General features: G+C 41.9%; 18 protein-coding genes, 1 tRNA gene, 1 pseudogene and 1 riboswitch. Of the genes and pseudogenes, 5 read left to right on the forward strand and 15 right to left on the reverse strand.

The window, feature by feature from the left end; translation table 11 throughout:
• Positions 1–92: 92 nt before the first annotated feature.
• Both B5G52_RS20985 and orn read right to left on the reverse strand, forming a co-directional pair.
• Positions 93–168 (reverse strand) — tRNA-Gly (locus B5G52_RS20985).
• A 165-nt stretch (positions 169–333) separates the two neighbouring features.
• Positions 334–879, reverse strand: coding sequence for an oligoribonuclease (orn, locus tag B5G52_RS20990; protein WP_087534578.1), 546 nt, complete (start codon positions 877–879; stop codon positions 334–336).
• 121 nt (positions 880–1,000) lie between these two features.
• On the opposite strand from orn, the gene rsgA reads away from it, so the two are divergent.
• A complete protein-coding gene (gene rsgA / locus B5G52_RS20995; RefSeq protein WP_087534579.1) occupies positions 1,001–2,059 on the forward strand; it encodes a small ribosomal subunit biogenesis GTPase RsgA in 1,059 nt (352 codons plus the stop codon).
• A 15-nt stretch (positions 2,060–2,074) separates the two neighbouring features.
• Complete coding sequence (gene asd / locus B5G52_RS21000) at positions 2,075–2,941, forward strand: archaetidylserine decarboxylase (protein WP_176372601.1); 867 nt, start codon at positions 2,075–2,077, stop codon at positions 2,939–2,941.
• Positions 2,942–2,987: 46 nt separating this feature from the next.
• On the opposite strand, the gene B5G52_RS21005 is transcribed toward asd, so the two are convergent.
• From B5G52_RS21005 to B5G52_RS21040, 8 genes are all read right to left on the reverse strand, one after another.
• Entirely contained in the window at positions 2,988–3,737 is a 750-nt protein-coding gene (locus tag B5G52_RS21005; protein WP_087534580.1) for a HesA/MoeB/ThiF family protein, read from the reverse strand.
• Positions 3,738–3,740: 3 nt separating this feature from the next.
• Entirely contained in the window at positions 3,741–5,270 is a 1,530-nt protein-coding gene (gene thiE, locus B5G52_RS21010) for a thiamine phosphate synthase (RefSeq protein WP_087534581.1), read from the reverse strand.
• 17 nt (positions 5,271–5,287) lie between these two features.
• Complete coding sequence (locus B5G52_RS21015; protein ID WP_087534582.1) at positions 5,288–6,073, reverse strand: thiazole synthase; 786 nt, start codon at positions 6,071–6,073, stop codon at positions 5,288–5,290.
• 1 nt (position 6,074) lies between these two features.
• On the reverse strand, positions 6,075–6,272 hold the full coding sequence (thiS, locus tag B5G52_RS21020; RefSeq protein ID WP_087534583.1) for a sulfur carrier protein ThiS: 198 nt from the start codon (positions 6,270–6,272) through the stop codon (positions 6,075–6,077).
• Positions 6,273–6,280: 8 nt separating this feature from the next.
• On the reverse strand, positions 6,281–7,282 hold the full coding sequence (locus B5G52_RS21025; RefSeq protein ID WP_087534585.1) for an FAD-dependent oxidoreductase: 1,002 nt from the start codon (positions 7,280–7,282) through the stop codon (positions 6,281–6,283).
• Positions 7,283–7,366: 84 nt separating this feature from the next.
• A complete protein-coding gene (thiC, locus tag B5G52_RS21030) occupies positions 7,367–9,319 on the reverse strand; it encodes a phosphomethylpyrimidine synthase ThiC (protein ID WP_087534587.1) in 1,953 nt (650 codons plus the stop codon).
• Positions 9,320–9,471: 152 nt separating this feature from the next.
• Positions 9,472–9,582, reverse strand: a riboswitch (TPP riboswitch).
• 55 nt (positions 9,583–9,637) lie between these two features.
• Complete coding sequence (locus B5G52_RS21035) at positions 9,638–10,039, reverse strand: META domain-containing protein (RefSeq protein WP_254911264.1); 402 nt, start codon at positions 10,037–10,039, stop codon at positions 9,638–9,640.
• A 129-nt stretch (positions 10,040–10,168) separates the two neighbouring features.
• Positions 10,169–10,564, reverse strand: a complete 396-nt coding sequence (locus tag B5G52_RS21040; protein WP_087534588.1) for a thioesterase family protein — start codon at positions 10,562–10,564, stop codon at positions 10,169–10,171.
• Between the two features lie 120 nt (positions 10,565–10,684).
• Between B5G52_RS21040 and B5G52_RS21045 the strand changes: the two genes are divergently transcribed.
• Entirely contained in the window at positions 10,685–12,778 is a 2,094-nt protein-coding gene (locus B5G52_RS21045; RefSeq protein ID WP_087534590.1) for a TonB-dependent receptor, read from the forward strand.
• A 79-nt stretch (positions 12,779–12,857) separates the two neighbouring features.
• On the opposite strand, the gene epmA is transcribed toward B5G52_RS21045, so the two are convergent.
• Positions 12,858–13,832, reverse strand: coding sequence for an elongation factor P--(R)-beta-lysine ligase (epmA, locus tag B5G52_RS21050; protein WP_087534593.1), 975 nt, complete (start codon positions 13,830–13,832; stop codon positions 12,858–12,860).
• A 58-nt stretch (positions 13,833–13,890) separates the two neighbouring features.
• Positions 13,891–14,457, reverse strand: a complete 567-nt coding sequence (efp, locus tag B5G52_RS21055) for an elongation factor P (RefSeq protein ID WP_087534595.1) — start codon at positions 14,455–14,457, stop codon at positions 13,891–13,893.
• Between the two features lie 42 nt (positions 14,458–14,499).
• Between efp and epmB the strand changes: the two genes are divergently transcribed.
• Positions 14,500–15,513, forward strand: coding sequence for an EF-P beta-lysylation protein EpmB (epmB, locus tag B5G52_RS21060; RefSeq protein WP_087534596.1), 1,014 nt, complete (start codon positions 14,500–14,502; stop codon positions 15,511–15,513).
• Here epmB and B5G52_RS21065 read toward each other — a convergent pair.
• Positions 15,510–15,719, reverse strand: a complete 210-nt coding sequence (locus B5G52_RS21065) for a hypothetical protein (protein ID WP_087534599.1) — start codon at positions 15,717–15,719, stop codon at positions 15,510–15,512. The genes epmB and B5G52_RS21065 overlap by 4 nt on opposite strands.
• 72 nt (positions 15,720–15,791) lie before the next feature.
• Here B5G52_RS21065 and B5G52_RS21070 point away from each other — a divergent pair, with 72 nt between their 5' ends.
• Positions 15,792–16,082 carry a prephenate dehydrogenase gene (locus tag B5G52_RS21070; RefSeq protein WP_087534601.1) on the forward strand — a complete coding sequence of 97 codons (291 nt, stop codon included), beginning with the start codon at positions 15,792–15,794 and terminating at the stop codon, positions 16,080–16,082.
• Between the two features lie 41 nt (positions 16,083–16,123).
• On the opposite strand, the gene B5G52_RS21075 is transcribed toward B5G52_RS21070, so the two are convergent.
• Together B5G52_RS21075 and B5G52_RS22475 are read right to left on the reverse strand one after the other, a co-directional pair.
• Entirely contained in the window at positions 16,124–16,621 is a 498-nt protein-coding gene (locus tag B5G52_RS21075) for a DUF3016 domain-containing protein (protein ID WP_087534604.1), read from the reverse strand.
• Positions 16,622–16,773: 152 nt separating this feature from the next.
• A pseudogene (locus tag B5G52_RS22475) lies at positions 16,774–16,913 on the reverse strand (IS30 family transposase); the annotation flags it as partial.

Raw genomic sequence — 16,913 nt, forward strand, 5'->3', positions numbered from 1 at the left:
AGGTTCTAGGTTCTAGGTTCTAGGTTCTAGCAAAAGCTTGTAACTTTCGTCTTTCACCTTGAAACTATTAGCCAACTTCTTTGGTGAGAAATTGGAGCGGCACACGAGGCTCGAACTCGTGACCTCGACCTTGGCAAGGTCGCGCTCTACCAACTGAGCTAGTGCCGCATTTTATCTAGGTTCTAGGTTCTAGGTTCTATCAATATTAAACCTCGTTCCTTTAACCTTTCTTCTTGAATCTTTAACTTCCACTTAAACACACTAACCCCGCGGGGGTTATCGTCTTAAGCGGGGCAGGATTCTACAATAATTCGATGTGTTTGCAAGTATTTTTTACAAATTAAAGAATTTTTCTCGGTAGACTTTCAATTCCATAATGGAATCTTTAATGTCATCGAGTGCAAGATGTGAGCCTTTTTTATTCACTTGCGCTAAAACCTCGGGTTTCCAACGTCTAGCAAGCTCTTTAATAGTGCTCACGTCTAAGTTGCGGTAATGAAAGAAATCTTCCAACTCGCGCATATACTTATTCATAAAGCGTCTATCTTGACCAATAGAGTTTCCACACATGGGCGATGCCCCAGCAGGAACCCATTGCTTTAAAAATTCAATGGTCTGCTCAACAGCATAAGCCTCGTCATAAGTACTTGCCTTACAACGTGCCGTAAGCCCTGATTGACCGTGTTGAGTGGTACACCATTCATCCATCCCATCTAGCAATTCATCGCTTTGATGAATAGCAATTGTTGGGCCTTCAGCCAAGATGTTTAGCTCACTATCGGTGACAACAGTCGCTATTTCGAGTATTTTGTCTGTACTTGGTTCTAGACCTGTCATTTCGAGGTCGAGCCAAATCAGATTTGATTTATGAAAAGACATAATTACCTTGCGGTGCTTTCCTTTAGATCTAACGCATTTAGATATATCATATTAGTATCATCAGTCGACCTAAAGCTTTTTTTTCAAAAAGCGCGACATTTAACTAAGTTATAGGCCAAAAGTGGCAAAACAGAAGAAATTAAGTAAAGGCCAATCCCGTAGGATCAAGGCTAATCACCAAAAACGCTTGTCCAATGCCGACGATAAATCAGCGAAAGGGACAAATGAGCAACTACAGAACGATAATTTAGGCCCTGCGGAAAATGCAGTGGTTATTAGCCGTTTTGGTCAACATGCCGATATCGAAACCGATAATGGTGATGTACTGCGTTGTAATATACGTCGAACTGTTAAAGGTATTGTTTGCGGTGATGAAGTACAATTTCGCCGTGCAAAAGTAAGCGAAGGCGATATAGCGGGTGTTATTGAGGCAATGCATGAGCGTCGCTCACAATTAACACGACCCGATTTTTACGATGGCGTTAAAGTCGTTGCGGCTAATATTGATCAGATACTTATGGTTTCTGCGGTACTCCCTGAGTTTACTGCAAATATTATCGACCGCTATCTAGTGGCTTGTGAAGATATGGGCATTGAGCCTATTTTAGTGCTCAACAAAATAGACCTTATTGACGAACAAGGCCTAAAAGCTATTGAGGAAGTACTCGATATCTATCGTAAACTTGGCTATCAAGTTTTACTGGTAAGTAATAAAACCGCAGCAGGCATAGATGCTTTAAAGCAAACATTAGTGGGTAAAAATAGCATTTTTGTTGGCCAAAGCGGTGTCGGTAAATCCACACTGGTAAATACCGTGCTACCCGATGCTGAAATATTGACTAAAGAAGTCTCTGAAAACAGTGGTCTTGGTCAACATACAACCACAGTGTCGCGGTTACACCATTTGCCTTCAGGGGGGAATTTAATCGACTCTCCTGGAATAAGAGAGTTTGGTTTATGGCACCTTGAAGTTGAACGAGTTACCTGGTGCTTTAAAGAATTCCGCGAGTTTATTGGCGGTTGTCGCTTTCGCGACTGTAAACATTTAAACGACCCTGGCTGTATTATCCGCCAAGCGGTTGATGATGGTGATATTTCAGAGCTGCGCTTTGACAGTTACCACCGAATTTTAGAAACAATGGCCGATGGCCGTGCTGGAGCTCGTGCTCCGCGCGTTTAATTTAGGAAGAAACAAGTGAGTTTAGATAAATTCAAAATTACCATGCAATATGCAATGCCAAAACATTTTCTATCGCGCATGGTAGGTAAATTAGCTGCTGCAAGGCTGGGTGGCTTAACAACATGGTTAATCAAATTATTTATTAAGCAGTACAAGATAGATATGAGTGAAGCACAATATTCAGATCCCGCTCATTACAAAACCTTTAATGAATTTTTTACCCGCCCGCTAAAAAAAGGTGTTCGCCCATTAAATGCTGAAGCTGACATAATCGCTCACCCGGTAGATGGGGCAATTAGCCAACTTGGCGCAATTGTCGATGGTCAACTTATTCAGGCTAAAGGCCATGACTACAGCTTACAAGCGTTGCTTGGTGGTTCTGAGCAAGACACAGCCCCGTTTTTAGGTGGTGAGTTTGCGACGATTTATTTAGCACCAAAAGATTATCACCGTATTCATATGCCAATCGACGGCACATTAAGTAAAATGATTTACGTGCCAGGTGATTTGTTTTCGGTAAACCCACTAACTGCGCAAAATGTACCTAACTTATTTGCACGTAATGAGCGTGTAGTTGCAATTTTTGATACCGAAATTGGCCCACTTGCGATGGTATTAGTCGGTGCAACAATTGTCGCTAGCATTGAAACAGTTTGGGCTGGTACGGTAACACCACCAGCAGGAAAAGACGTATTTAGTTGGAACTACCCAACCACTGCCGATAATGCAATCACTTTGAAAAAAGGTGAAGAAATGGGCCGCTTTAAGCTCGGCTCAACGGTTATTTTAGCATGGGGCGCTAATCAAGCTGAAATCTTAGCTGATCAGCAACCTGAAACGGTAACGCGTATGGGCACACCTTTCGCCAAAATTACAGAATAAAGTACTCAACGCCATAAAATAGCGCGAGTGCTAACTCGCGCTTTCATTACACTCCACATTCAGTGCATTCAGGCGCTTTTGTTAATTTAAACTGCTGTTGCGTCAAACTCAATCCATCAAAGCGCACAAACTGACTCCCCTCGTGGTGACCCAATATCAAGTTAATTGCTAATAGCGCCTGCATTGAACCTATTACTCCTAACAATGGGCTTAATACACCCGCATTATCACAATTTAACATTTGCTCTTTTGGTTGCTCTGGAAACAAGCAGCCGTAGCAAGGGCTTTGTGGGCTACGAAAATCAAAACACATCAACTGCCCTTCACTGGCTATTGCCGCACCTGATATCAGCGGAATCCCTGCCTTTAAACAAAAGCGGTTAACGGTATAACGCGTAGTAAAGTTATCACTGCAATCAAGCACCAAGGTAGCTCCGGTAAAAATTTGATCGGCATTTTTCTCAGTTAATTGCTGCTCAACGCTATTCACAGTAATTTGATTATTCAAACTGCCAAGCACTTTACCAGCGGCGCTCACTTTGGCTTGCCCTAAATGATTTACTTTATAAAGTACTTGGCGCTGCAAGTTAGAAAGCTCAACTTTATCGTCATCCAGTAAAGTAAGCTCTCCCACGCCTGAGGCTGCTAAATATAACAGTGCTGGGCTGCCTAAACCGCCCGCACCAACTACCACCACATGGGCTGCTTTTAATTTTAGCTGACCTTCAAGGCCCACTTCTTTGAGCATTAAGTGACGGCTATAACGCAGCTGCTCTTTGTCAGATAACTCACTCATTATTTAATGACCTATAGCCCTTTGTAAGTCTGCAATAGCTTGTTGGTAATCATCCGCTTCGGTAATGACTCGCACCACGGCTACACTGCCAACGCCGGTTGCCGCCACTTCACTAGCGCGGGATAGATCTATGCCCCCAATCGCCACTGTCGGGTAATCTTGCATTAACGGCACAAAATGTTTGAGCTTTTCGAGGCCTTGAATTTGTCCTGTCATATCCTTGGTGGTAGTTGGGTAGATAGCGCCAAATGCCATATAACTTGGTCGATAATTATGAGCGCGGATCATTTCATAAAAGCCATGAGTTGAAAGCCCTAAGCGCAAACCAGCCTCTTTAATAGCGACTAAATTGGCTTCAAGTAAATCTTCTTGACCTAAATGTACACCGTAAGCACCGTGTTTAATTGCAAGTTGCCAATGATCGTTTATATACACCTTACCTTCATATTTTTGGCCAAGAGTAACTGCGGCTGCAACAGCTTCATCAAGCTCACTTTCACTACCCTCTTTGATACGTAACTGCACGGTTTTAATACCTTGCGCTAAGCATTTGTCTAGCCAATCAACAGAGTCAACGACCGCGTATAAGCCAAGTTGCTTACTTTCACACGCTACAAAGTTAGCAGCCATAGTAAACTCATTCGGTGCATCAAAATCTAACTCATCACCAAGCCAGCTTCCCGCTTCAATCACTTGTGGGTAATCGTCAATACTTTGCGGGAAACTAGTTTGTGCAACAGGGCCAATGCCTTCGCCATAACGCACAGCGGCTTTTAAGCCTTGGTTGATATACGCTTTTGCTAAAATAAATGCATCTTTAAGTGGGTATTGTTTTGCTAAACACGCCGCAATAACAGACGCCATACTACAGCCTGTACCATGGCTATGCGGCGTGGCTATTTTTTCATTACCTAGCCAATATTCATTTGTGCTATCAGTGGTGTTTTCGCGGCAATAATCTATGCAGTAACCACTTGGGTAATCCCAATGTCCACCTTTGATCACCACAGCTTTTGCGCCCCAACTTTGTAGCTTTTCAGCGGCTTCAATAACTGCACTTGGGCCAATTAGGTAAACCCCCGTTAATAACTGGGTTTCGTGCGTATTTGGAGTGATCACATCTACCAGCGGCAATAAACATTCTTTAATTGCGCTAACGGTATCTTCTTCTGTGAGTAAGTCACCACTACTGGCAATAGCTACGGGGTCGTAAACCACTAAAGGAGGTATTGGCCATGTGGCTTTATAATGCTTAATATGCTCACTAATTAACTGTATTTGCTGAACGTTAGCAAGCATACCTATTTTGATCACGCTCGCTTTCATGTCACTGGCCAAAGCAAGTAGCTGTGATTCAATCACCTCAGTTGATATGGGGTTTAATGCCTCAACACCTAAACTGTTTTGTGCCGTGAGTGCAGTAATGGCTGTGCAGCCATGTACGCCAAAACTTTGCATGGCTTTTATATCAGCTTGAATACCTGCACCACCGCCAGAGTCAGAGCCAGCAATTGTCCAAACAACTTGATTCATTATTACTTCCTAATTTATTACGTTTGATGCCAAAAAGGCATCCCCATCGTGGGTGTTGATGGCGCGGCAACGTCTTTTTCTGGCATTGCTTTGGCTTTATAAGCAAAACGCCCGGCATCGACCGCCGCTTTAAAGGCATGGCTCATGGTAACAGGGCAACCCGCCCCTGCAATAGCCGAATTTAATAATACCGCATCATAACCAAGTTCAAGTGCTTGGCAAGCATGAGAAGGCAAACCAAGGCCTGCATCAACAATCAATGTTAGCTCTGGTAAGCGCTCACGAATTGTTTTTAAATTGTATTGGTTTAATAACCCTTTACCCGTGCCTATTGGCGCTCCCCACGGCATCAGTACTTCGCAGCCAACATCTGCTAGGCGCTGGCAAAGTACTAAGTCATCAGTGCAATAAGGCAACACTTTAAAACCATCATCCATCAGTATTTTTGTTGCCTCTAGCAAAGCAAATGGGTCTGGCTGAAGGTTATATTCGTCCCCAATCAGTTCGAGCTTTATCCAATCAGTGGCAAATACTTCACGACACATTTGTGCCAGCGTTACCGCCTCTTTAACACTATGACACCCTGCGGTATTGGGTAATATTTTTAAACCTGTGTCTTTTATTAGCTGCCAAAAATCATCCCCAGCGGCTGCACTTTGCTGGCGGCGCAGCGAGACGGTAACCACTTGTGCGCCTGAGGCCTTAATTGAATCGGCCATAATCGCAGGAGACGGATAAAGCGCAGAGCCAATTAATAAACGACTGGTTATTTGTTCGCCATAAATACTGAAGCTATTAGTCATATTAGCCCCCTTGAATTGGCGAAAGCAGCTCAACCCTATCGCCTTGTGTAACTACAATTGCATCACAATTTTTACGCGGTATAAAATCGCTATTTAATGCTACTGCAAAGGGTTCTTTAGCACCAAAATCAATAAGTACTTTTGCTAATGTCGTTTGGTTTTTGGTTTCAAACGGCTGGCCATTAATTGTAATATTCATCTTTTAACCTATTTAATTAACGCGACGGCTTCAGCTACTAAGCTTGGTGCAAGTAAGTAACCATGTCGGTACAGACCATTAATACTGATCACCTTACCTTGGCGTTTGACTTGTGGGCGATTATCACTAAATGCGGGGCGTAAACCTGTTTGAATATTGATAATACGTGCTTCAGCAAAACCACTATGCACGGTATACGCCGCCGATAACAACTCAAGGGTTGAGCGTACTGTTGCGGGGCCATTATCTTGCGATTCTATTTCGGTTGCGCCAATCACGTATTCATGATTTGGTTTAGGCGCAATATAAATAGGATAGCGCGGGTGCATTAACCGCACAGGGCGCGTGAGATTAACTTCGGGCGCGTGTAAACGAATCACTTCTCCACGAACACCACGCAACTTACACTGCTCACTTTTAGCGCCTAAGCCTCTGCAATCAACAATGTAATCATATGGCTGCTGTAGCTGCTCACAAGCGGTATTAATATTTTTACCAAAATTAAACTGTAGAGCACGTGCTTTAAGTGTATTAAAGCTTGCTTGATAAAATGCCTGATTATCTATTTGCCCTTCGCAAGGTAAATATACGCCTTGATTGAAGCGCCCTGATAATTCAGGCTCAAGCTCACTAATATGTGAACCACTCAATCGCTGAGCATGATGATTAGCTAACGGTTTTAGGCGTTCAGTAAAGCTCTGTAAGTCGCCTTTGTCTTGTTGATGAGCAACCACCAGCGTGCCTTGCTGCTGAAAAAACACGGGTTCATTAAGCTGCGCTAGAATTGCCGGCCAGAGGTTTATTGAGTCAAGCCCCATGAGCGCCAAGTCTTGTTCACACAATACTGACTCTGCTAAAGGCGCAAGCATGGCTGCAGCAACACGCCCAGCACTATTTAATGCCTGTGCGTCATCAACTTCATACACAGTCACATTATGCGCTAAGCTTAATTCAAGCGCCGCTAAACGGCCTGTTAAGCCAAATCCCACCACCGCAATGTTGTAAGACATAATAACCTTAATTCAGTTACTAGTTACAAGAGTAAAGTTAGCGAGCGGTTCACTCGCTAACTTTCTAACTCGCTAACTATTTACTTATACCGCTTTATGATAAATCTCTGAGCCGGTTTGCTTAAACTCTTCAGACTTCGCTTTCATTTCAGCCTCTACATCAACCATTTTTATTTCAATGGCATCACCTACGTTGTTAGGGTCTATACCCCGAGCTTCTAGGTCTTTGGCATATTCACGCACTTCTTGGGTGATTTTCATTGAGCAGAATTTTGGCCCACACATAGAGCAAAAATGCGCTACTTTGCCAGATTCTTGCGGTAAGGTTTCGTCATGGTATTCACGTGCACGCTCAGGGTCTAAGCCAATATTAAATTGATCATGCCAGCGGAACTCAAAGCGCGCTTTTGATAACGCATTATCCCGCTCTTGTGCGCCTGGATGACCTTTGGCTAAATCCGCAGCATGAGCGGCAATTTTATAGGTAATTAAACCTTCTTTTACATCTTCTTTATTTGGTAGGCCTAAGTGTTCTTTAGGTGTTACGTAGCACAACATCGCACAGCCATACCAGGCAATTTGCGCCGCACCAATACCCGACGTAATGTGGTCATACCCTGGGGCGATGTCTGTTGTTAATGGGCCCAATGTATAAAAAGGCGCTTCGTCACAATGTTTAAGTTGCTCTTCCATATTGTCTTTGATCATGTGCATTGGCACATGGCCCGGACCTTCAATAAATACTTGTACGTCGTGCTTCCACGCTATTTTAGTAAGTTCGCCTAATGTACGTAGCTCACTAAATTGCGCTTCATCGTTAGCATCTGCAATTGAGCCTGGGCGCAGGCCATCACCAAGTGAAAAGCAGACATCGTACTGTTTTAAAATTTCGCAGATATCTTCAAAGTGAGTGTAAAGGAAGTTTTCTTTGTGGTGCGCCAAACACCATTTAGCCATGATTGAACCACCGCGTGACACAATCCCTGTAACTCGCTTGGCGGTCATTGGTACATAGCGTAACAATACGCCGGCGTGAATAGTAAAATAATCAACGCCTTGTTCAGCTTGTTCAATCAAGGTATCGCGGAATATTTCCCAAGTTAAATCCTCTGCTACGCCATTTACTTTTTCAAGGGCTTGGTAAATTGGCACAGTACCGATTGGCACTGGTGAGTTACGAACCACCCACTCTCGCGTCTCATGAATATAGCGCCCAGTTGATAAATCCATTACTGTGTCAGCACCCCAACGGGTTGACCAGACCATTTTTTCAACTTCTTCTTCGATAGAAGAACTTACCGATGAGTTACCAATATTGGCATTTACTTTCACTAGAAAGTTACGACCTACAATCATTGGTTCTGTTTCTGGGTGATTAATATTGTTAGGCAATATTGCGCGGCCACGAGCGATTTCATCACGAACAAATTCAGGGGTAATAAACTCCGGGATACTCGCCCCGAATGACTCGCCCTTGTGCTGCTCAGCCAATAGTTCTTTACGAATTTCTGCCCGGCCCATATTTTCACGTACTGCCACATATTCCATTTCAGGGGTGATAATACCTTGGCGCGCATAATGCATTTGCGTCACGTTTTTGCCCGCTTTAGCACGGCGAATTTTTGGCAAATGTTCAAAGCGAATATGATCAAGCCCTTCATCAGCCATACGCTGTTGTGAAAACTGCGAAGTAACTGACTCTAAAATTTCAGTATCGTCGCGGCTTTCAATCCATTGTTCGCGATATTTATCTAAGCCTTTACGTACGTCTAGTGTAAAGTCTGGATCGGTATAAGGGCCTGATGTATCGTATACACGTAGCGGTTCATTCGGTTCATAGATTGGGTTTTCATCTGTACCGCCAACAAAAGTGTCGCTAAGGGTAATCTCACGCATACCCACGCGTACATTTTCTTGTGTACCTTCTACGTAAACTTTGTGAGAACTTGGGAATGGTTGCCCTGTAAGGTTATAAATATAATCTGATGCTGCCGCACGGGTTTCGCGACGAGACGGTTTATTTGATGTGTTTGACATGACTTACCTCATTGCTAAAAGGGTTGTCTTGTCAGATATTGCGATGCAATAGAGAGTAGCAACTGCTACATGGATCGTAGATTGGTATTATTCATGTACTACCAATCTTGGCAGCCACAGTACTTGTGGCCAAAACATGGCGCACAAGCACCTGTTTAAGGCAGCTTGTTCCCTACGCAGGTGTTAGCCTGATCAGGTTCACGGATCCCGCTTTCGCGATCTCAGCCTTTGAGTTAATACCCAAGGCACTCCGACAAGTAAAATTCTATATATTGTTCGCTGACGAGTGTACGTTAGTTGCAGTTTGCCTGCAAGGGGTTAGCTTGCAGGAATAAACGCAAATGTTTGCTCGCCATTTAAAATTAGCTGTTGCGATTGCAACTGAATTTGAGCACCTTGCTTTAGTGAGTCCAATAGCTGTTGCTCAAATTGATCTAGTTGCTCGCCACATGACTTTCTAGTCATGCCAAGTTTATTAATGCTTAACTGATTATTAGTTAAATCACCTTCACCAAAAAACTTATTACAACCAGCAAAACCATTAACTTGCAATGCTTCAATAAAGCTTAGCGATGCGCTATAAGACGCAGGAATTGCTAAACCATCTACTCGTGATAGTTGCCACTTAGTGTATTTTAATTGCTCACTGGTGACTGTCCCTGTCGATGAGCAGCCAATACAAAAACCGATAATAAGCATCGGTATTGCTGCTAATTTCATGTAATTACTAACCTAAAACTCAATCGGAACATAATAGCAATAATTAACCACAGATACCGTTAATAATGCATGTTTTTAATGTAAAAAATTGTTCTAAGATAGTAATAAAACTTCAACATCAAAGCGTATTTATGACGTTTGGAATAAATCATCAATTTCTTCTGGTAAAAAAGGGCGACCTTGTTCATTAACTGAAGTACCAATAACCAACGCTTTAAGCATTACTTTTTCATCATGTTTGCGTATTACAGTTTGACGAAAACCAAACTTTAAGCGACTAATACGCTCAGGCTCCACCGCGACATAAAACTCATCACCAGGCACCAGTGATTGTTTATAGTCCATTTCACTGCGCATGACTACTAGATTTATTTTATCGCGCGCAAGTTTAGCAAAATCAATACCATTGGCATGTAAGAACTCATGACGAGCATGTTCCAGATAATTAAAATAAACACTGTTATTTACAATACCTTGTAGGTCGCATTCGTAATCGCGTACTTTAAACTCAACTTTAAAGGTCATATTAATATTCCTAATTATGTATACTGTGCGCGTTTATAGCATATTTATACAGCTGGTATCACGACTTTAATGAGAATAGTTGTTATCATGCACGTCCCTGAAATGGAGTTAAGAAACCGAATGAAACTACGTCTGTCTTTAATTACTGCCGCGTTACTCCCTCTTGTTAGCGCTTCAGCGCTTGCTGAAGATACTGATCTTGAAAAAATACTCGTTACTGGGGATTTCCAAAAAGAAAGCATTCAAACCCTCAGCGCCAGTGCAAGTTTATTTAGTGAGCACGAAATTAATGAACGTGGTGCAACATTTTTAGATGAAATGCTTGCTAGTGCCGCCAATGTGAACTTTTCAGCTGGTGCATCGCGCGGGCGTTATATTCAAATTCGTGGTGTGGGTATGCGCTCTCAGTTCGTTGATCCTATCAACCCATCTGTTGGCTTAGTTATTGACGGTATCAATTATTCAGGCCTTGGCGCTAGTTCGCTGCTATTCGATGTAAACCAAATTGAAATTTACCGTGGCCCGCAGGGAACGCGTTTTGGTGCAGATGGTATGGCTGGTATGATTCAGATGGAATCTGCCGACCCTACTTTTGATCCAAGTGTAAAAGTGCAATTAGGCGCCGGTAACTACAACAGTTATGAGGCAGGTGTTGCCGCTGGTATCGGTATCACTGATAGCACCGCTATACGTGGTAGTATTTATCAACGTGAATCTGACGGTTATCAAGATAACTTATATCTAGATAGACCAACACAGCAACAAGATGAAATGGTTGGCCGCTTTAAGCTACATAGCCAACTTACAGATCATCTACGCTCTGAGTTAAGTGTTCATTATATCGATATAAATAACGGCTATGATGCATTTACCCTTGATAACAGCCGCAATAGCGTAGCTGATGAGCCTGGCCAAGATAACCAAGAGAGTATTGCTGTTGGCCTTGCCAATATTTACACTGGCTTTGACTTCTTTGATATTAGCTTAAATCTCTCAGGCATTGATAGTGATTTAGAATATAGTTTTGATGAAGATTGGGTATGTAACGATATAAGCGAACCTGAATTATGCGCTGTGGGCCTTCACCCTGATGCTTATAGTTCAACCGACGTTTATTTTAGAGATCGTCAAGACCAAGCCGCTGAGCTGCAATTTAATGGCAAAGGCGGTAACTGGGTAGCTGGGCTTTATTATCAAGGCCGAGATGTTGATTTAGAACGCCAATACTCCACACCATTAACATCTACCTATGAAACGACAAACACTGCTATATATGGTCAATTAGCCACCCCAATTGGCAACAAGACTACTTTAATCACCGGACTACGTGTTGAACAATATCTAGGGGATTACACCGATAGTAACGGGTTTATTGTTGATACCGACGATATTATGGTCGGTGGAAAAATAGCACTTGAGTACCAAGTAATTGACCGTACTATGATTTACACTAGTTTAACTCGCGGTTACAAAGCAGGTGGTATTAATTCTGCAGCTCTAGCCAAAGCACAAGATTTTGGTCTTGGTGCAGACTTCTTTGAGCAACATACAACTTTTGAACCTGAGTATTTATGGAATGGGGAGTTTGGCGTTAAAGGGAGTTCGCTCGACGAAAAGTTTGTACTGCGTTTAGCCGCATTTTATATGTACCGTGAAGACATGCAACTGAAGTCATGGTTGATAGAAGATCAAAAATTCACTGGATATTTTGATAATGCAGGCTCAGGCGAAAATTACGGCCTTGAAATTGAAGGTAGTTATCAATTAACTGATGACTTATTTATTACAGGTAGCGCTGGTTATTTAGATACAAGGATTAATGACTATATTGCTAGAACAAGCCTCTATTCTCCTCCTATAGATCAAGACGGCCGAGAGCAAGCACAATCACCTAAATACCAATACGCATTTACTGCGCGTTATAACTTCACCAACGAGTTATTCGCGACTATAGGTATTGAAGGTAAAGATGATTACTACTTCTCTGATAGTCACAATTCACAAGCCCCAAGTGTTAACCTTGTTAACTTCACTGCCGGCTATGAGTCTGAACAATGGTCAATTCGCGCCTGGGCACGTAACGTGTTTGATGAAGAAGTACCAACTCGTGGTTTTGAGTTTGGTAATGATCCAACTGACGGCTGGCAAACACATACCTACACCCAATTTGGTGAGCCAATGGTTGCAGGTGTCACTTTCATATACGAATTGTAGAAATAAGTTTCAAGGAACAAGTTTAAAGGTAAAAGTGAGGTTACTTTTACCTTTTTTTGAACCTTGAGTCTTGAATCTTCTATGCCCTATCAACATCAAATGCGATGACGTCTTTTATTGTTTGTTTTTGTGTCGCTAGCATCACTAACCTATCAATACCAAGTGCTACACCTGCACATTGTGGCAAACCATGCTCTAACGCGTTAATTAATCGCAAGTCTATGGGTACCTCGTTTAGGTTATTGCTTTTACGATAGGCATTATCATCCTTAAACCTTTTCACTTGCTCCTGAGCGTCTGTAAGCTCATTAAAGCCGTTTGCCAGCTCCATGTGTTGATAATAAAGCTCAAATCGCCCAGCGACGCGCTCATCATGACTACAAATACTTGCTAGAGCTGCTTGAGAGGCCGGAAAATGGTAAATAAAACAAGGCCTATCTTGGCCTATCACCGGCTCAACTTTCATGCAGAATAACAATTGCAATAATGTATCACGGTGAGACTCATCTGCAGCAATATCTGCAAAACCATGTTCAATAGCAAGTTGTTGTAACTGCTCCAAAGTGGCTGTCAAAGGATCAAGACCTAGTACGTGCTCAAATGCACCTTGATAGGTTAAGCGTTCAGCGGGTTGCACATCGAGAACCAACTGCATTAGCTCATCTATTTCATTCATCAATGCAAATTCATCAAACCCAGGGCGATACCATTCCAACATAGTAAACTCAGGGTTATGATGCTTTCCTGCTTCTTCATTTCGAAATGCTTTACAGATTTGATAAATAGCCCCACTACCAGCCGCTAATAGTCGTTTCATGGCAAATTCAGGCGATGTTTGTAGATATAAATCGAGTCCAGCAGCATGGCCGGGGCCAACAAAGTGAGTTTTAAAGCTAGCTAGATGGATATCCGTTACACTTGCTGCGCTTAGGCTAGGAGTTTCAACTTCCATTACATTTCGCTGATAAAAAAATTCGCGAATAGTGCGTAAAATTTCGGCTCGTTGCTGCAAGGTTGCAATCTGCGCACTTGGCTCCCAAAGATCTGCTGACATATTTTCTCCAAAAAAAATCCCAGCCTGAAGCCGGGATTCTATTAAACAGTGCTATTGCTTACTTAACACGGCCTACGTATTCACCGCTACGAGTGTCTACTTTAATTACTTCACCAATTTGTACAAACAAAGGAACACGTACTACAGCACCTGTACTTAATGTAGCTGGCTTACCACCAGTACCCGCAGTGTCACCTTTTAGGCCTGGATCTGTTTCTGTGATCTCAAGCTCAACAAAGTTAGGCGGTGTTACAGCTATTGGGCTACCGTTCCATAATGTAATAGTACATAGGTCGTTTTCAACGAGCCATTTAACCGTATCGCCTAGCGCTTTTTCATCCGCGGCAATTTGCTCAAACGTTTCGTTATTCATGAAGTGCCAAAACTCACCATCGGTATAAAGATAAGCAAGATCGGTATCCATTACATCAGCGCCTTCAACTGATTCACCTGATTTAAATGTTTTTTCAAGCACTTTGCCAGAGATAAGCTTACGGATACGAACACGGTTAAACGCTTGGCCTTTACCAGGTTTTACCATTTCATTTTCTAAAATACTGCAAGGTTCGCCGTCCATCATAATTTTTAGGCCGCCCTTGAACTCATTAGTGCTATAATTCGCCATCGTTTCCTCTGTCTAATAATTTTTCGAGTAATCTACTTACCAATGATACAAAGAAATGAAGCAAATTTGCATAAAAACTGGCAAAAAGAATTAGCTAATGTAGTTACTTGCCCAAAAACCTTGCTAGAAATGGTCGGGCTATCGAGCCAAGTACATGAAAAGGACATAAAAGCTCGCAGTTTATTCCCTGTGCGCGTACCTGTCCCTTTTATAAAAAAAATGCGCTATGGTGATATTAACGACCCACTTTTACTGCAGGTCATGCCTCGTCATCAAGAGTTTATTGAAAAAACCGGTTTTAGTAACGACCCGCTGCAAGAGCAAGACAATACACAAACAGGCTTACTCCATAAATATAAGTCTAGAGTTCTCGTTATGTTTAAGACGGGTTGTGCGGTAAATTGCAGGTATTGCTTTCGGCGCCACTTTCCCTATCAAGAGAATCAGTTAAACAAACGCAGCTTACTTGATGCACTTGAATATATACGATCAGACAATAATATCAACGAGGTTATTCTCAGTGGCGGCGATCCGCTGATGGCCAAGGATGATGCTATTAGTTGGTTTATGGATGAGCTAGAAAAACTACCGCAAATTAAGCGCATGCGTATTCATAGTCGCCTTCCCGTCGTGATCCCAGCGCGTATTACCAATGAACTGTGTCAACGGTTAGCAGACTCCCCTCTTAAAATCGTATTTATCAATCATATAAATCATGCCAATGAGATAGATGATGATTTTAAAACCGCGATGAAGCAGTTAAAGAAAGTCGGTGTAACATTATTGAATCAAGCCGTCATCTTAAAAGATGTGAATGATTCAAGCTCAGCGCAAATTGCATTGAGTGAAGCATTATTTGATGCAGACATATTGCCTTATTATCTTTACCTATTAGATAAAGTAGCCGGCGCTAGTCATTTTGATATTGCAGAGCAACAAGCACGTAAAATAATGGCAGATATGCTTATTGCATTGCCAGGGTTTTTAGTTCCTAAACTCGTTCGAGAAATTGGTGGTCAACAAAGCAAAACCCCCATAGATCTCAAATTGATTTAAACGTAAACGTTTACATTATTGCCAAGAGTAGCCGTAACAGATTTAGCGGGGGTTTGTGCAACACTAGACGAAGCAGCACCTTCAATTAGTGCCAGAGCAGCTGCACCATCCGCTTTCTGCTGCTTTTTGGCAAGCGCTGCACTATACACTTCTGCACTTTCACCTGCGCCACTCATGGCTGGTAAGTTTCCACCTGATATATTCATAGTTCAATACCTGACTTTTAATTACAATCCACGTACTATATCGGCATTGTAATCTAAAGCTTTAGGAAAAAAATGGATTCTATTATTGAGCAGCTCAATAACAACTTAAAAGTTGTTTACCGTCAATCACTTGATGCTGATAAAAAACTAGATGAACTTCAGCAACAAGGTCATGGTAAGTTCAAAGCACTATTCCCAGCAGATGCTGGGTTTAACTTTGAAGCAAAAAGGTTTAAACCTTACGTATTAGACGTCGCTGCAGATGTAGAAAGTTTAAGTTCTGACGGTTTAAATGAAGAAAAGCTAAAATCAACAGTACTTAAACTACAACAACTCTTACAGTTATTAGCAACATTCAAGTAATGTAAAAGCGCTCACTTAACTAAGTCAGCGCTTTAAGAACATTATTGTGGGGTTACTATAGGTATTAGCTCTTTATCGAACCAGTCTGTAATCAAGCGTTTATCATAATAAAAGGCTTCATCACGGCCCATCTTAATTTGATCCATAAAGCCCATATCTTTTAATGAGACTTGTTCATTTTCACTTATAGTTTGACCGTCTTCATCCGTCACAGAATAGTTAAATTCAATACGGGGAAAATATATAGGCTTAATAATTCTGAGCTCATTCATACCACCAAAACGAACATCACCTGCCAAATCCAGTTCAGTTACTTCTACATTAAACTTATACCCTTGTGGTAACTTTTCAGCTAATTTATTGAAGTGCTTTTCAAAGTTTGACGCAATACGTTTATGATAAGAACCTTTTGTATCATTCGAAGGACGAACGTCTCGGTAATCATTAAAATCATGCCACTTAACAGTGGCTTCCCCTGCGTGTGCAAAGGCTGGAACTAGAATAACCATTGCCACAGCAATTTTTTTTAATGTATTCATATTTATTCTCCAAAAACACTCGGGGTAACTTTAATTAAAATAATAGCAGCTACAACTTAACTATAGCTTAATCCTTTTTCCCATCATTGTTATCATTTATATAAAATATGTAATCAAAAATACAGCTTGAATTCAAGTATTAAGTGCAATCATTATGCAGCCACCAGAACTTCTGATTGCCCTGTAAATAATTCATGAGGGGTTTTATATCCTCTTGTTTTTCTTGGCCGATGATTGAGCTTATCAACTGCCGCCTTTATTTCTGCTTCACTTAGCGCCATAAAGTCAGTTC

Source organism: Pseudoalteromonas sp. A601 (assembly GCF_002165575.1).
Lineage (GTDB): Bacteria > Pseudomonadota > Gammaproteobacteria > Enterobacterales > Alteromonadaceae > Pseudoalteromonas.

Bases quoted from the DNA above. Each gene is read 5' to 3' on its own strand.
- orn (WP_087534578.1), bottom strand. From the start codon at position 879: ATGTCTTTTCATAAATCAAATCTGATTTGGCTCGACCTCGAAATGACA.
- B5G52_RS21005 (WP_087534580.1), bottom strand. From the start codon at position 3,737: ATGAGTGAGTTATCTGACAAAGAGCAGCTGCGTTATAGCCGTCACTTA.
- thiE (WP_087534581.1), bottom strand. From the start codon at position 5,270: ATGAATCAAGTTGTTTGGACAATTGCTGGCTCTGACTCTGGCGGTGGT.
- B5G52_RS21015 (WP_087534582.1), bottom strand. From the start codon at position 6,073: ATGACTAATAGCTTCAGTATTTATGGCGAACAAATAACCAGTCGTTTA.
- thiS (WP_087534583.1), bottom strand. From the start codon at position 6,272: ATGAATATTACAATTAATGGCCAGCCGTTTGAAACCAAAAACCAAACG.
- B5G52_RS21025 (WP_087534585.1), bottom strand. From the start codon at position 7,282: ATGTCTTACAACATTGCGGTGGTGGGATTTGGCTTAACAGGCCGTTTA.
- thiC (WP_087534587.1), bottom strand. From the start codon at position 9,319: ATGTCAAACACATCAAATAAACCGTCTCGTCGCGAAACCCGTGCGGCA.
- B5G52_RS21035 (WP_254911264.1), bottom strand. From the start codon at position 10,039: ATGAAATTAGCAGCAATACCGATGCTTATTATCGGTTTTTGTATTGGC.
- B5G52_RS21040 (WP_087534588.1), bottom strand. From the start codon at position 10,564: ATGACCTTTAAAGTTGAGTTTAAAGTACGCGATTACGAATGCGACCTA.
- B5G52_RS21045 (WP_087534590.1), top strand. From the start codon at position 10,685: ATGAAACTACGTCTGTCTTTAATTACTGCCGCGTTACTCCCTCTTGTT.
- epmA (WP_087534593.1), bottom strand. From the start codon at position 13,832: ATGTCAGCAGATCTTTGGGAGCCAAGTGCGCAGATTGCAACCTTGCAG.
- efp (WP_087534595.1), bottom strand. From the start codon at position 14,457: ATGGCGAATTATAGCACTAATGAGTTCAAGGGCGGCCTAAAAATTATG.
- epmB (WP_087534596.1), top strand. From the start codon at position 14,500: ATGATACAAAGAAATGAAGCAAATTTGCATAAAAACTGGCAAAAAGAA.
- B5G52_RS21065 (WP_087534599.1), bottom strand. From the start codon at position 15,719: ATGAATATATCAGGTGGAAACTTACCAGCCATGAGTGGCGCAGGTGAA.
- B5G52_RS21070 (WP_087534601.1), top strand. From the start codon at position 15,792: ATGGATTCTATTATTGAGCAGCTCAATAACAACTTAAAAGTTGTTTAC.
- B5G52_RS21075 (WP_087534604.1), bottom strand. From the start codon at position 16,621: ATGAATACATTAAAAAAAATTGCTGTGGCAATGGTTATTCTAGTTCCA.